The following is a 15,412-nucleotide window of genomic DNA, read 5'->3' as shown; positions in this document are numbered from 1 at the left end:
TTATGCAATCGGAAGTGAGGTCGGTCGGCGACTACGCAACGAATCTTGTTTCTTGGTGTCGGGGTCGGGAAATTGACGGCCAAACAATGCGTCGGCGTATTCGTCAATCTGTTCGGGCGTTTCGAAGTACTTGTCGTAAACCCAATCGTCCTCGAATTCACATTCGGCGGTCGTGTAAGTGCGACATATCGAAGGACGTGTTTCGTAGATGCCACATCGATGATCGTCTTGCAAGTGTTTGCAGGTCGTGTGGACGAGCAAGTACCACGTATCGTCTTCGACAAATACCGTCGCATGCTCGTGCAGTAAGTACCAGCGAATGAAATCGAAATCTCGTCGATTGACCGGTTCGTCGATATTTAGCGCGAAGTAGTGACAGCACTTCGCCGTACAGTATTCACAAAGATTGGCGTCTTTGGGGTAATCCAGGCGGCGTCGAATCGTCATCGGTAAACTTGCGGAAGACATCTAGGTATTTCTCGATCGCGGGTTAAGACGCACTGGCAGGGGTTAAGACGCACTGGCAGGGGGTAAAATGCACTGGCACGGGTTGTGATGCACGGCGTCGTTTGAGTCTCCGAATTCGCCCTAGAAACTACCAAAGCGGCCGGGGTTAGTGTAGGCCCGCTGAATTTGCCTAGGCACCCCATCGTTGAGGCGCCGGTACTCTCAAACGCGATCCAAGATAGACCAAGGCGGCACAAATGCAAACGACGCCCACGGTGGCAAACAACGCCGCAAAACCGTAATGTTGGCCAATTAATCCCAACAGAGGTGCGCCAATGATCATGCCTAGGTCCAACGTCATCAACGCAAGTGTCGAGCCCGTTCCATGGGCCGCGTGAGGAAAACGGGTTAAGGTCAATGTGATCATTGTATGGAACATCAATGAATGGCCTACTCCGCCAAGCAACGCTGGGACCACAATCATCCACGGACGCTCCGGTGAAACGATGGTAAATGCGAACATGGCCATCGACATAAACACGGTACCAGCAACCAGAACTTTTGCAGGCCCAATTACGTCAGGCAACCGACGAAACCCCAATCGGACTAGAATCGCCAAGCCTGCATAACACCAAAAGAACACTCCGATGATCGATACGCCAGGTGTTTTCAAATGCATCGTATCGACGAAGCTAGCGACAAAGATCAATGGCGCGGTAATGCAGATGCCAAAGGCAAAGTTGACCAGCAAGATGGTGCCTGGCCAATAGCGACGTACCGTCTGGACAAATTCCCCCAACCGAGCTGGTCGCTGGTCGCCGACGCTTTTGGGGGCGTGCAAAAACAGCAGCAAGCCCGCAGGGATCGCGTTGGCAATGGTTGCAGCAGAAAATAGCATTACGAAGTCAAAGCGAACGCGATGGTCACTGCCAAGAAACAAGTCGCCCAGCGCAGGGCCCAAAAGCATTCCCATGAAACCACCGACCCCCAAAATGCCAATCGCTTCGGCGCGGCGGTTCGAAGGTGCGGTTTGCGAGACAAACGTTAAACCGCTTGCGAAGACGATCGCACCACCCAGTACGATTCCACCACGCAGCAAATAAATTCCCGCCGATAAATCATAGAGCGCCAAGTTTCCGATCGAACTAATGGCAAAGACAAAGTAGCCGACGCCCCACATCGCGCGAGCACCGATGCGGTTGATCCACTGTGCCATCCAAGGTCGAAGCAGCAACCCGAGCAACGCAGCGGAACCCATGATCAAGCCAACTTGACGTAAGTCGCCACCAAGGAATTCAATCCAACGTGCGTAATGGGCCATCAACGTATTGGCCATCACAAAACAGGTTTGGCTTGCGACGGCGATTAGGAAATCGCGATCGTAGAGACGGTGTTCCTGTTTCTCGACCGCCGACGCCGTATCTGGATGGGTGCACTCGTCAACGGACCGATCGCAAACGGACGAATTGTCGATCGGACAAGGGGAAATGGTGGACGACATCGGACCGGTGTTGGAACCTGTGAGGGAACGAAAGCGAGTCAAAAGAATAGCGATCGGCTAGACGGCTGACACCATGCCTCTTTACCATGGGTAATCTGATCGCCCTCAAACCTAAACGAAGGAATCCAAGCGATGCCAAATATTGGTCCCATGATTGCCGCCTCCGGTCGCCTAGGACTCGGATATGCCGAACGATTACTCACAGACGTGACGCCAAACCAGTTCGCGCGGTTCGCTCGAATCGGCGACACGGTGATTCAATCCAATCATGCGGCATTCAATTACGGCCATTTGAGTCTCTATGCCAGCAAGATCATCGAAGGGGTTGGTGGCGATCCGAGCGTCTACCAGCCGAGTGAAGCTTTTGTAGAGGTTTTCTCGAAAGATGCCACATGTGTCGACGACCCCGATGGAGATATATACCCATCGATGCAAGAAGTGGTCGACGCACTGGTGCGGAACTACACCGCTGCGATTGAAGCTCTCGAAGCGGCCGACGACGAAGTTTTTATGAAACCGAATCCAAATGTGTCGATGCGAGAGCGTTTTTCAACCACCGGCGCGATGCTCGGATTCTATATTGGCGGTCACTTCATGATCCATATGGGGCAAACGAGTGCATGGCGTCGTGCAATGGGGCTTGGGTCTGCATAGCGTGAACCCCATCGATACGCACGATTTGCCTGTTGCCGATTGCTTGCCAGCGATCTTAGAGGGGGTGTCGGCCTCTAAGCCGGTCGTTTTGAAGGCGCCCCCGGGTGCTGGCAAAACCACACTCGTGCCTCTGGCACTGATGCAATCCGGCGCGGCCATCGAAGGACAAATTCTACTCATTCAACCACGACGGTTAGCTGCCCGTGCGGCTGCGATTCGGCTTTCGGAAATCGTGGGTTCGCCACTTGGGCAAACCGTTGGCTACCATGTTCGCTTTGATCGGCGCGCATGCGCGGACACCCAAATCTTGGTCCTAACCACCGGCATGCTGCTGCGTCGACTGACCGACGATCCTCTTTTGGAATCCGTCGGATGTGTGATTTTGGATGAATTCCATGAACGCAGTTTGGAACTTGACTTGTCGCTAGGCATGATCGAGCGTGTTCGTACGACGCTAAGGCCCGAACTAAAACTGGTCGTCATGTCAGCGACCCTTGATGCCGAACCTCTTGTCAAGTTTTTTGCACAATCGGACTTGGCGGCTGTCGCCGTGGAATCGCAAGGCCGCGAGTATCCAGTCGATGTTCAGTATGCGCCATCGCTTGCCCAGCAACCAATCGACGAACGAGTCATTGATGTTTTGCCGCGAATTCTGAGGCAAACTCGCGGTCACGTCCTGGTGTTCCTTCCAGGCGTGGGCGAAATCCGACGAGTCCATCGTGCGATCGAAAGGCATGCGTTTGCGTCGGAGTGTTTGGTGTGCGAATTGTACGGCGAAATGTCCTCATCGGACCAAGATGCCGTCGTGCGAGTCTCCAATAAACGCAAAGTGATTTTGTCGACCAATGTTGCAGAGACCTCCGTTACGATCCCAGGTGTGACCGCCGTGATTGACAGCGGGATGGCTCGTGTGATGACGTTTCGCCCGCAAGTCGGCATGCCACGATTGACGCTTCAGCCGATCTCGCAAGCGTCGGCCGAACAGCGAGCTGGTCGAGCTGGAAGAACCGAACCGGGGATTTGTGTTCGACTTTGGCCTCAAGCCGCTCATCGTTCGCGGCGAGAAAACGATTGTCCCGAAATCGAACAAGCTGATTTCTCTTCTGCGGCACTGTTGCTCGCCGCTTGGGGCGAACGTGACACGTTTGCATTTCCTTGGCTTACACCACCGAGTCGGCAAAGTGTCGAGCAAGCCGCGCGTTTGTTGTTGCGCATGGATGCGATCAATGAAGGAGTTTACTTGACCTCGATTGGAAAACGGATGAGCAAATTACCGCTACATCCACGAATCGCTCGGTTCATGATTGCGGCCGAAGACTCGAACGTGCCGATGCAAGATGCCGCGATTGCCGCTGCGCTTCTAAGTGAACGAAGCCCATTGGCCAATCGATCCGCCACGCGTGACTTGATAGACCAAATCGACGCCATGAAACGCTTTATCGATGGCGACAAACGTGGCGACCTGCTTGTTTCTGCAGCGAAACAGGTCTCGCGAGTTGCGAAACAGTTGCTTCGTACGATGCGAAAAAAGGACACCGGCAAAGCGACGCCGACTGCTCTTAGCAAAGCATTCTTGGCCGCTTATCCCGACCGTGTGACCAAACGTCGTGAAGCGAGCAGCGGGAAAGGGGTCATGGTTGGCGGTCGAGGTGTCGAGTTTCAGGGGCAAAATGGGGTCTCGGATTTATGCGTCTGCATGGACGTCGACGACAAAGGAACTGATGCGATCGCCCGAATCGCTTTGCCGATCGAACCGAGTTGGCTCTGCGAGCATTTGATGAAGCGGGCCGATCAACACGTCTATGACCCGAGTCGCGAAGCTGTCATCGCTCGGCGTCGGGAATACTACGATGACTTGCTGCTCAATGAATCGCCGATCCAATGTGAACCAAGCGAGGCGGTCGCAGCATTGCTCTATGAAGCCATCTATCCGAAGCGAATGGAGTTGATTGGTGCGGCGAATCGAGAGGCATTCGAGTTTTTCGTCCGTTCCAACTTGCTCGCCCGATGGATGCCGGACCTCGATTTGCCGAGGCTGGATGACGAGGCGGCCGACCAAGTGTTGAGAGATTTTTGCCAAACCAGAACGTCGATCAACCAACTCCGATCGGCTCCATGGCTTGCGATCTTTAAATCGAAATTCGACTACGGTCAACTGCAACAGTTTGAACGTTTTGCACCGCAGCGATTAACCGTACCAAGTGGAAACTCGATACGCATCGAGTATTCCGATAGTAGTCCGCCTTCGATCGCGGTGCGAATCCAAGAATTGTTTGGATGGACACGGACACCGACGATTGCAGGTGGAAAAGTCGCGATTCAATTGCATCTTCTCGGCCCCAATCATCGACCGCAACAGATCACCGATGACTTGGAGAGCTTCTGGAAGAACACCTACGTGAGCGTTCGCAAAGATCTTCGACGCCGCTATCCAAAACACCATTGGCCCGAAGATCCGTTATCGGCAAAGGCAACCCATAACGGCCTCAAACCCAAGGGGCCCTAAGAGGAATCCGCATGGGGGCTGTCCGTTTGGTTTTCATTGGGGGCCACTTGGTTTTTGGGTCTGGCCATCAGGTTTTTAGGCGGGATTACGGTAGAGTGTGATCAGGCGTGATAGAATGTTCGGCAGAGACACGCGTCTCTTCCCGCCAAATCCCCTCCCCCCCGATAGGCTCTCGACTAGGAGTCCCCCACCATGTTTGCGTCTCATCTTGTAGATGTCCCCGTGCGTCATCTGGCGATCGGTATCGGTGTCCTGCTGCTGCAATTGCTGGGAATGGCTCCCAGCGTCACGGCGCAGCAGCCGATTCGTTTCGAAGCCGAAACAATCACCGAACCGTCATCAGGGTGGCAAATCAACCGACACACGGATCATCAGTGGAACCTATGGTCAACCGATGTCGATGCGGATCGGAAATGGTCAGGTGGCATCGTGTTGCAGTCGCCCGTTGTCAAAGCCGACCGTAACTCGCCCGAGGACGGTGCGCCGCCGCTGCATTCGATTGTTCGGGACATTGCACCTGGGAAATATCACATTGACATTGGTGGCGTCGGTCGGCCGATTGGGATTTCGCGTGATGGCGTGACATGGGTTTCCGTCGACAGCCGATCGGCTCACTTGGGAGTGGTCGAGATCGGTAGTGAAGGGTTTGAACTATGGCTTGATGATCGATTTGCATCCAAGACAAACCCAGGTTCGTGCTACTATGACTATTTGGAATTCACGCCGCTTCCGGATCCAAACCGAAAACCGAAAGTCGATGGGTGGGCGAAGGTTCGCGTTACCGAAAAATTGAGTCGTTCCGTTACGGTACTGCCGACCGGGGGCGGCCAAGTCTATGTGGGTTGGCGGTTACTGCGCAGCGATTCCGATCAAGTTGCGTTCAACGTTTATCGACAAGTGGATCACGGAGCTCCGGTTCGTTTGAATGAATTGCCGATCACGCAAACGACCGATTACGTTGACGACAGTGCAATCGCAGGAAAACAGTACGGCTATTGCGTCGCCACGTTGATCGATGGCAAAGAAACCATTCGCACCAAACCTGCCAACGTGATCGCAGGTGGACCCGCCCGAAACCATATTACGATCCCCTTGGATGGTCCCTATTCGTTCCGAAAATGCGGGATTGCGGATTTAAATGGTGATGGCAATTATGATTTCGTTATCAAACAGCCTGGTGGGAACGTCGATCCCTATGTGAATTATTGGAAGCCGAGTCCGAGCACATTCAAGGTCGAAGCCTACTTGGCCGATGGCTCGTTTCTGTGGCGACATGACCTCGGTTGGTCGATTGAACAAGGAATCTGGTATTCGCCGATGATCGTTTACGATTTGGATGGCGACGGCAAAGCCGAGGTGTGCTTGAAAGCTGGCGAGGGAGACCCACGAGATGGGGATGGAAGGGTTGGCGCGGGGAAGGAGTATCTGCTGATTCTCGATGGGATGACTGGAAAGCCAAAAACACGCACGGATTGGATCCCGCGTGATGCGTTTTCGGCGTACAACTATGCATCTCGCAACCAAATGTGCGTCGCCTACTTGGATGGCAAAACACCTTTCTTGATTGTCCAGCGTGGAACATACAAGCGAATGCATGCCCAAGCCTTGGAACTCAAAGACGGCAAGCTTCACGAAGCGTGGAAGTGGAATGACGCCGAGGAAGGCGGGAATTATCGCGGTCAGGGAGCACACAGTATGCACGCAGTGGATATTGATGGCGACGGTCGTGATGAGGTCTTCCTTGGTTCATCAGTGCTCGATGACCATGGCGTTGGATTGTGGTCGACGGGCTTTGGTCACCCTGATCATCACTACGTTGGTGATATCGATTCTTCGCGGCCTGGATTGGAGGTCTACTATGGAATGGAAACTCGGCAAACCAAGAACGGATGCTGCTTGGTAGACGCTGCCAACGGGGAAGTTATTTGGGGAATCGATTTTCCTACGCGACATGTTCACTCCACCGGAATGTGCAGCGACTTGGACCCAGACGTTCCCGGATGGGAGTGCTATTCGTCGGACACCGACGAGGAAAAGAAGTCAAACAAACGATGGCTGTTCGATGTGCGTGGCAATGTGCTTCGCAGCGATTTGGATTGGGCCACCGGACGGCGAGCGTTCTATTGGGACGCGGATCCTCAACGAGAATTGCGAGGTCGGCACGGTATTGAAAAATACGATGGCACTCGGTTCCCGACGAAAGTAACGGGCAATCTCGTTGCGTTTGCCGACATTCTTGGCGATTGGCGAGAAGAATTTATCACCAGCGTTGATGGCGAACTGCGGATCTACACAACCACCATTCCCGCCACGGATCGGCGAGCGTGCTTGATGCAAGATCCACTTTATCGCATGGACGTGGCTGCGCAAGCGATGGGCTACACACAAACGCCGATGCTTAGTGAAGGATCCGGATTGTAGTTGAGGTTACAAAGGCCGTCGGAGTCCAAGCCTGTTTGTCAATCGTTGGACTCGATGGATGCCGAATGCCGTTGCCCGTGCTTTCAAAAACACCTTGCATTGTTAGGTTTGCCGCATCGTTCGACTGGCCGGTAGTCCGATCGTTTGGGTTGTCGCGGTGGAGACGGCGGCAACGGGTGCTACTCATTGCTCCGTAGAATACGGTCGATCTGTGTCGTAGGGACTATCGCGATAGCATGGCTAACGCGTTACCAATGGGTTTTACGGAGGCCATGGATGGCACTGCAAACAAAACCGCTGGCGCTCCGCCGTTTGTTGGTCGTATCAATCGTGACAGTAATCGCGATCGGGTGTCAGTCGGCTCGACCATGTTGTGATCCGAATCTGGTTCCACGAGAGTTGAACGAGCGAACCGGTGCGACCGCCCGTGATTCTTCCACCTCTGTCTTCGCTGAGTCGTTGTTTGAAGATCGGTTTGTGGTCTGACACGCAGACACAGATGGACATGACGGTTTTGACTAAATGGACGATCCGTCCACGGTTGATGTCGATCGCGGGGGTGGCAAACGTCGCAGTGTGGGGCGAGAAAGAACCGCAGTTGCAGGTCGTTGTGGATCCGGATCGTTTGCGAGCGAACAATGTGACGCTGGATTCGATTTTGCAAACGGTGCGTGATGCCACCGCGGTCGGCGCAGGCGGCTTTGTCGATACCGCAAACCAAAGATTGGCACTGCGTCACGTGCCTGCGGTTTATACGCCTGAGCAGCTCGGCGAGATCGTGATTGGTTTCCGTACAGCAAGTGCCGCCAAAGTAGCGGTAGCGAACACGCCGCCGTCGCCCGGCACGCCGCTGAGAATCAAAGACGTCGCCGAGGTTACGTATGACTACGCACCGCCGATCGGCGATGCGATCATTAATAGCCGTCCTGGACTGCTATTGATCGTTGAAAAACAGCCTTGGGCAAACACGCTTGATGTGACTAAAAACGTCGAGAAAGCGATGGCGGAGTTGAAACCTGCCATGGGGGAAGTCGAGTACGATACGACTGTGTTTCGACCAGCGACGTTCATCGAGCGAGCACTCAGTAACCTCAGTCATTCGATGTTGCTAGGTTGTGTTTTGGTTGTGATCGTGCTGCTGTTGTTCCTGTTCGATTGGCGGTGTGCGGTCATCAGTGCGACTGCGATACCCTTGTCGTTATTGGCGGCTGTGATGGTCCTCTATTACCGAGGTGGGACCGTCAACACGATGGTGCTAGCGGGACTTGTCATCGCGCTCGGCGAAGTCGTTGACGATGCAATTATTGACGTTGAAAACATCATGCGTCGCTTGCGGTTGAATTCGCAGTTCGAAAAACCCCGCAGTGCTTTCACCGTCGTGTTTGATGCGTCGATGGAAGTTCGTAGTTCTGTGGTCTATGCGACGGTGATTGTGGTGCTGGCTTTCTTGCCCGTGTTTTTCCTCACGGGGCTTGCCGGTGCCTTCTTTCGCCCGCTGGCGGCTGCCTATATCTTGGCTATTCTGGCATCGTTGTTGGTCGCATTGACTGTCACGCCTGCAATGTCGCTATTGTTGCTGCCGAAGTCGGCTGAGCGTCATTCCAGCGATGGGCCATTGGTGCGGATGCTAAGAAGAATTTATCGATCGGTGCTTGGCTTAGCGTTGCGTTTGAAATGGGGGACTCTCGCTGTCACTGCTGTTATGTTCGTGACTCTCATCGCGACCATTCCGCAATTGGGCGAACAGTTAATGCCCAAATTCCGTGAGACCGATTTTTTGATGCACTGGGTCGAAAAGCCAGGTATCGGAATCGATGCCATGGACCGTATTACGCTTCGTGCCAGTGACGAATTGATGGCGGTCGATGGTGTCCGTAACTTTGGATCGCATATTGGTCGGGCGACGGTTGCGGATGAAGTGGTCGGCCCCAACTTTACCGAGCTTTGGATTAGCATTGACGATAACAAGGACTACGATTCCACCGTCGCAGAAGTCCAAACGATCGTCGACGGTTATCCCAGACTCTATCGTGACCTATTAACGTATCTAACCGAACGCATCAAGGAAGTGCTGACCGGAACAAGTGCTTCGATTGTGGTTCGGCTGTACGGTCCTGATCTTGAACAACTGCGATCGACCGCCGTTGAAATTGAATCGGTAATCAAACCGATCGAGGGTGTCACGACATTGAGGGTCGAACCGCAAGTTTTGGTTCCTCAGATCGCGATCGATTTGAACGTAGATGCAGCATCGCAATTCGGGTTGACGCCCGGCATGTTGGTGCAGAGCGTCACGACACTTGTCAACGGAATGCAGGTGGGGGAGATGTATCGGGATCAAGCAATCTTTCCGGTCGTTGTGCGCGGAGCGGAATATTTGCGAACCGACTTGCGGACGCTCGGCGATTTAATGATCGACACACCGTCGGGTGCCCAAGTGCCGCTTCGCAGCGTCGCGAGTGTGACGATCGTACCGGCCCCCAATGTGATCCAGCGTGAAGGAGCGTCTCGTCGTCTCGATGTCACTTGCAATGTCGCAGGCCGTGATTTGGCTTCCGTTGCGACCGATATTGAAAACGCCGTGCTTACGAGGGTTGACTTCAAAACCGGCTATCACCCAGAGTTTCTAGGAGAATACGCCGAAGCGAAAGCGTCCCGTCAGCGATTGTTCCTTCTGTCGCTCGGGTCCATTCTTGCGATCACCATTATTCTCTATATCGACTTTGAAAGTTGGCGCGTGGTGCTGTTGATCTTGTTCGCTCTGCCACTCGCACTTGCCAGCGGGTTATTGGGTGTCTTCGCGGGTGGCGGCATTATCTCGCTCGGATCCCTGGTCGGGTTCGTGACCGTGCTCGGTATCGCCGCTCGAAATGCAATTATGTTGATCAGCCACTACCGTCATTTGGCGACGGAGGACCCCGACTTGACCGGGCGTGCACTCATTATACGTGGAGCCGAAGAGCGTCTTGCACCAATATTGATGACGGCACTGACGACTGGCCTCGCACTCGTCCCGCTGATTGTCACTGGTGAACTTCCTGGGCAAGAGATCGAATACCCAATGGCGCTAGTGATTCTCTACGGCCTTGTTGGCGCGACACTGGTTAATCTTCTCGTTCTACCCGTGTTATACAGTTGCGGTGTCTCGAAAAATTCGGCCATTTGATAATCGACATTCCCAATGGAGATGGCGAACCAATCGGGCGATCGGGGGCTTTGGCTATAGAATCGCGTCGCCAATGACAATCAGGCCGACGACTGCGGCTCCAAGGCCGGCGACCAGGACGGCGGCAGCGGCTGTGTCCAATACGTTGCCGATTACTTCGTCGTGCTCGGGATGCAAGCGTTTGCATAACCGCTCAATCGCCGTGTTCATTAACTCTGCCGAAAGCACGATTGTGATCATGCAAACCAACATGGCCCAACGCCATGTTTCGAGGTGCAGGAACAACGCGATTATCAAGACGGCTACTGCAATTGGCAAATGAACCCAGAAACTCGACTGGTCGCAAATCGAAATGCCCAGTCCTCGAAACGCAACGGCGAATTTGTGAGCCCAGCTACTCCGTCCGTTCATCACTCAAGTCCCTCAACGCCAGGCGGTGGGATCATTTGGCCACCGACGCGACCGAGCCGCGGTGATGGCCAAAAACGTGGTTCAATCGTAAACCCGAATCCAACGTTGTCTCGACCGCGGTCGATGTTGATTCCCAGACGCACTAGCAACGATTCACCAATTCGCGTTAGACCAAAGGATTGGCCAACATTGCCGGCTTCGCCAAAGTCATACGTCGTGGCCGATGACCAGATCCATTTTTCATTCAGCCGATAGTCGACCATGCTGCGGAAGACCGTACTGCTAATCGGTCCCTGCAGCGACAAAAGTCCAAAGTAGACATCGCCCACACCGGGCCGGCTTGTTCGCACACCGGCGCTGAGGGATCGAAGGCCCGAATCGAAGAAGTCAAAATAGCCGTCACTCAAAAGACTGACGCGATCTCCAATGTGATAGGCCATGTCATAGGTCGCCGGACCAACCGTTTCGCCAAAATTGTCACGATCGGCATCGGGAAAGATCAACAGATCGGTATCGAATTGAAACAGATCGACGATTCGTTCTCGTCCGGGCAAGCCTCGTTTGGTTTGCCAACGCTGGTTCAAGCCAAGCCGAATTTGCTGCAAGTCGTCGGCAATCACATCGCTGCCACTGGTGATGTATTTTTGCGTTCCATTGCGCAACGCGTACGTTCGCGGGTCAAATCTCGCTGGCAATATGCCGCCGTAGTCGCTCACTATGAACCTGCGCCGGAATTGTTGCTGGGCGTGATCGTCTAGCGGATCGTATAGCGGTAACTCTTCGAAGTCCGTATTGCTGTCGGCATAGAAATAGTCGGCGGTCCATTCAAGTTTATGCGCGAGGCCGCGAATATTCAGCAGGCTACTTTGGATCGTGGGATCAACACGTGACATCGGCAAGCTGGCCCTGACGCCACCTTGGCCGAGTATTCGTGTTAGCGGAGTACCATCGGCCGCTTCACCGTACCGAGCCGCTTCGCCGGAAACATAAGGGACCACTTTCACTGGGCCTGCTTGAACCGGAAGAGCCAATTCTTGCCGCGTACGAGCGATGATTCCTTCGGCATCCATCTCGCCCGGCAGCATCGTCATACCGGCGGCCTCGGCTGGATTTGTCGCCGTGTCGGCTGCGTTTAATTTCGTGTAGCTAATGTGATTATGTGCTGACCATGTCAGCCAATCGGCGAATAGCGACCCGCCGATCAAATAGTGATCGAGCGCCGGAAGCTGCTCGGTTTGCTGAAAGAAATCATTCGTTTGAGCTTGGGCCGACAGCTCGAACAGATTGCTGTGGTAGTATTTTCGGAGCCTTAGCGAGGTGTCTTTGTTCTTATCGCGGTCCCATTCGTTTTCAAAATATTGTTCTTCGAAATTGCGATCACTAATCCAGCCAAATTCTGCGATGAATTCGTAGCCATTTTGCATTTCTTGTCGATGTCGGAAAATCGCCCGTCCGCGATTGGACGTTTCCGGTGGCAAGTTCCTGCGATTACCCCCGAGCGTATCGGTCCCTTTGTCATTTATGAACCAAGCGTCGAGGGAGCCGTTGGTTTTTCCAGGAATACCGAATAGGCCTGGGAGTTGGTAGCTCAGCAGTGTTCCGAGTGCCGGCCCGCGGTCACTCAGATAGTCGGTGGAAAGTTCCCATTTCAAACCTGGTGGTGCATTGTCGACTCCAAACAGTTGGAGCAAGTTCCAATCGACTAGGGCTTGCGTTCCAAAAATACTATCATTGCCAACCTTCAGATCGCTGATAAAGAGGTTTGGATCACGCAGGGAACTCGAAAAACGGGGCCAATATAGAATGGGCATACCACCAAAGTAAACGAAGTTGTCGCGGCTGCTCACGAACGGATCGCGTCGGATCGAGGTCGCACCAGTTGCTGGATCGATGACGGAGGTATTGCGGTCGTTTAATTGCAAGCGTTCGCTTTGAAGCCAATACCGTGGCACTCCCATTCGGCTTGTTGTCACGGCGGCATCGAAGGCGACAAAATTGCCTCGCCCCACTTGTTGCAGGACGTCCGCTTTCAATCGAGCGATTCCCTGGTACTCAGGAATCGTGGTGATGGTTTCGGCTTCCAAGACGACACCGACTTCGCGAGTAACGTTGTAGTACATCGCGTCGGCGTAAATGATCCGTTCACCTTGCCGGAAAACGATATCGCCTTCGAGATAGAGTTCTCCCTCTGCCTGGCTCAACGATTCCGTCCCGTTGAACAAGTTCGTCGTGAGCGGTAGCCAACCAACGATGCGATCAGCGGACAAGGAAATCGTTCCAAGTTGCATCACTTCGCCGCTGGGCATTTGCGCCGACACGTCGCGGACCAAAATCGTGACGCCCCCACGCGCGACAATTACCGATTCGCCCGTTTCCGGTCGGTTCGACCAATCGATTTGCGGTGGCATCGACGCGCCCCGTGCAAGCAATTCGACACTGCGATTTCCACCGTCAACAAAGAATTGGAATCCACCGGTGGTTGCGCCATCGGACATGGTGATCGGAGAGGCCGGCATCGGCGGCGCAAAACTTGTCTGCGGGATTTGGTTCGTCAGTGGATCTTGGTTGGGTGGTGATATAGGCGAATCGATTGGCGAAGGGTAATCACCGATCATTCCATTTGGATAATTTGGCTGCGTTTGGTTAGGTGATTGGGGCGGATACGTTGGGTCGCCGTAGATCATCGGCGTATTGAGTACCGGGGGAGCAAACGCCGGTGAATTTTGCGTCGGGGATCCAAGCGAATGGGGGACGACCGTTTGGGGATCTTGAAATTGCACTTGGGCGATCGGATCGGTTGCCTGCCCCAATCGTTGCGGTTTCAAGTAGCGCAGTAGTGCCGGTGGATTTTCGGGCTCACCTCGGTAAAGCGGTGCTTGGATTTCAGGGTCCGCCAAGGTTTCGAACCTGAGTTGCTTTGGTCCGGTCTGCTGCCTGTCTACCATCTGCACGCCTTCGGCGACGACTTCGGTGTGCACTCGTCCAATATCGCCACTGACGACCAACAAGATCGATCGGGCCGACAATCGTTGGCCAGCATGCTCGAGCGTGCAGTCGCCTTCGAGAAGCGATGCCTGAGCGTTACCGATTTTCCAGCGATAGATCACGTTGCCGCTGACACGCAGCGGGTCGGAACTGATTTCCACTTCATCCGCATGCAACATCCAACTGCTCAAGGAAACGACCAGCATCGCAAAGAATAGAAGGAACCGCCGGTGCGCAGCGGTGAATTCCGAGATTCGCCCGGTGGACGTTTTCTCGGTCATTCGTCTATCAGCGGTGGCGTCCATGCCGACCAATTGCGAAGGTTTCCTTTGAGTTAGAGTCGGTCGGAGTATACGAATCGATTTCTATTGATCACAACCGAGAAAAGCCCCAGAGTGGCGAAGAAATTGCCGATTGAGGACAAAAAGTTCGTGTGGAACATGACGAATTCGCCGTGAAACCGAAACGTGATCACCTTGCTCGGCCCCTTTGCAGTCCTCATTGAAAGTCGACAATAACCTGCATCACCCACCGCTTCTCTATTTGCTTGTATTAATGTCTCAGCCTGAATCCTCCGAATCGTTCGATCAACTCGCTGCCCTCGCCACGGAGCGTTTCAAGTGGCAGTGGGACGAAGTTTTGATCGCCGACCAGCCGTATCGGCTTGCCGTCGCCGCCGATCCCGAGGGGATGTTGATTGAAGCGTGCGAGCGACAAGACGCTGGCGAAGAAGGGGTGATCGATCCCTTTTGGGCGACCACATGGCGAGCCGCATCGGGTTTAGACCGCTATCTGGACCGCATCGTTTTGGACGACGTCCCGGTCCTCGAACTCGGCTGTGGCACCGGACATGCTGGCATCGCGGCGGTCCTCCGCGGTGCTCGTGCGACGTTAACCGATGGGGTCGACGATCCACTTTTGTTGGTGCGGATGAGCGTTTTGAATCTGTCTCAGCAGAACCAAGCGAAATGCAACGTCCAGAGACTACGATTTGGAATCGACAAGATTGAAACCAAGTTTCCCGTGATTTTGGGAAGCGATGTGACGTATTTGAGGACGCTTTGGCCGGAGTTGGACCATTGCCTTCGAGATCACCTCGCCGACGGCGGCGAGGTGCTATTGAGTGATCCCTATCGCATCATCGCGAACGAGTTTCGCGGTTGGATTCAGGATCGCGGTTGGCACTACGTCGAGCACAAGATCGACTTAGCCGACGATCCCGAGCACCCGATTCGGGTGATGCGATTAACGTCATTAAAATGATGTCGCGGAAAACGGCAGAAGCATTCAATGCTACTTTCACCAAAAGGGAAGTCTCTGC

10 protein-coding genes are annotated in these 15,412 nt (G+C 54.0%); 6 read left to right on the top strand and 4 right to left on the bottom strand.

The window, feature by feature from the left end:
- Together CA13_RS14925 and CA13_RS14920 are read right to left on the bottom strand one after the other, a co-directional pair.
- Positions 1–468 carry a YkgJ family cysteine cluster protein gene (locus CA13_RS14925; RefSeq protein WP_146397911.1) on the bottom strand — a complete coding sequence of 156 codons (468 nt, stop codon included), beginning with the start codon at positions 466–468 and terminating at the stop codon, positions 1–3.
- A gap of 169 nt (positions 469–637) precedes the next feature.
- Complete coding sequence (locus tag CA13_RS14920; RefSeq protein WP_146397909.1) at positions 638–1,948, bottom strand: MFS transporter; 1,311 nt, start codon at positions 1,946–1,948, stop codon at positions 638–640.
- 132 nt (positions 1,949–2,080) lie between these two features.
- On the opposite strand from CA13_RS14920, the gene CA13_RS14915 reads away from it, so the two are divergent.
- The 5 genes from CA13_RS14915 to CA13_RS14900 all read left to right on the top strand — a co-directional run bounded on the left by CA13_RS14915 (position 2,081) and on the right by CA13_RS14900 (position 10,695).
- The gene (locus CA13_RS14915) at positions 2,081–2,602 is read left to right on the top strand and encodes a DinB family protein (protein ID WP_419194383.1); all 522 of its coding nucleotides are present in this window, start codon (positions 2,081–2,083) and stop codon (positions 2,600–2,602) included.
- 1 nt (position 2,603) lies between these two features.
- Positions 2,604–5,108, top strand: a complete 2,505-nt coding sequence (hrpB, locus tag CA13_RS14910) for an ATP-dependent helicase HrpB (protein ID WP_419194382.1) — start codon at positions 2,604–2,606, stop codon at positions 5,106–5,108.
- 192 nt (positions 5,109–5,300) lie between these two features.
- Positions 5,301–7,529, top strand: a complete 2,229-nt coding sequence (locus CA13_RS14905) for a rhamnogalacturonan lyase family protein (protein ID WP_146397905.1) — start codon at positions 5,301–5,303, stop codon at positions 7,527–7,529.
- Positions 7,530–7,805: 276 nt separating this feature from the next.
- A complete protein-coding gene (locus tag CA13_RS35225; protein WP_419195183.1) occupies positions 7,806–8,015 on the top strand; it encodes a hypothetical protein in 210 nt (69 codons plus the stop codon).
- Positions 7,945–10,695, top strand: coding sequence for an efflux RND transporter permease subunit (locus CA13_RS14900; protein WP_146397903.1), 2,751 nt, complete (start codon positions 7,945–7,947; stop codon positions 10,693–10,695). Before CA13_RS35225 ends, CA13_RS14900 begins: the two co-directional genes overlap by 71 nt.
- A gap of 54 nt (positions 10,696–10,749) precedes the next feature.
- On the opposite strand, the gene CA13_RS14895 is transcribed toward CA13_RS14900, so the two are convergent.
- Together CA13_RS14895 and CA13_RS14890 are read right to left on the bottom strand one after the other, a co-directional pair.
- Entirely contained in the window at positions 10,750–11,106 is a 357-nt protein-coding gene (locus tag CA13_RS14895; protein WP_146397901.1) for a diacylglycerol kinase, read from the bottom strand.
- The gene (locus CA13_RS14890; protein WP_419194381.1) at positions 11,106–14,372 is read right to left on the bottom strand and encodes an LPS-assembly protein LptD; all 3,267 of its coding nucleotides are present in this window, start codon (positions 14,370–14,372) and stop codon (positions 11,106–11,108) included. Before CA13_RS14890 ends, CA13_RS14895 begins: the two co-directional genes overlap by 1 nt.
- Before the next feature lie 220 nt (positions 14,373–14,592).
- On the opposite strand from CA13_RS14890, the gene CA13_RS14885 reads away from it, so the two are divergent.
- Complete coding sequence (locus CA13_RS14885) at positions 14,593–15,354, top strand: class I SAM-dependent methyltransferase (protein WP_419194380.1); 762 nt, start codon at positions 14,593–14,595, stop codon at positions 15,352–15,354.
- Positions 15,355–15,412 lie beyond the last annotated feature (58 nt).

It is taken from the genome of Novipirellula herctigrandis, from assembly GCA_007859835.1.
GTDB classification, from domain to species: domain Bacteria; phylum Planctomycetota; class Planctomycetia; order Pirellulales; family Pirellulaceae; genus Novipirellula_A; species Novipirellula_A herctigrandis.
The sequence above is the reverse complement of the archived record's forward strand: the minus strand, read 5'-3'. Positions and strand labels throughout refer to the sequence as shown.

Coding starts and splice junctions, on each gene's coding strand:
- CA13_RS14925 (WP_146397911.1), bottom strand. CDS start 468: ATGTCTTCCGCAAGTTTACCGATGACGATTCGACGCCGCCTGGATTAC.
- CA13_RS35225 (WP_419195183.1), top strand. CDS start 7,806: ATGGCACTGCAAACAAAACCGCTGGCGCTCCGCCGTTTGTTGGTCGTA.
- CA13_RS14915 (WP_419194383.1), top strand. CDS start 2,081: ATGCCAAATATTGGTCCCATGATTGCCGCCTCCGGTCGCCTAGGACTC.
- CA13_RS14890 (WP_419194381.1), bottom strand. CDS start 14,372: ATGACCGAGAAAACGTCCACCGGGCGAATCTCGGAATTCACCGCTGCG.
- CA13_RS14905 (WP_146397905.1), top strand. CDS start 5,301: ATGTTTGCGTCTCATCTTGTAGATGTCCCCGTGCGTCATCTGGCGATC.
- CA13_RS14895 (WP_146397901.1), bottom strand. CDS start 11,106: ATGAACGGACGGAGTAGCTGGGCTCACAAATTCGCCGTTGCGTTTCGA.
- CA13_RS14920 (WP_146397909.1), bottom strand. CDS start 1,948: ATGTCGTCCACCATTTCCCCTTGTCCGATCGACAATTCGTCCGTTTGC.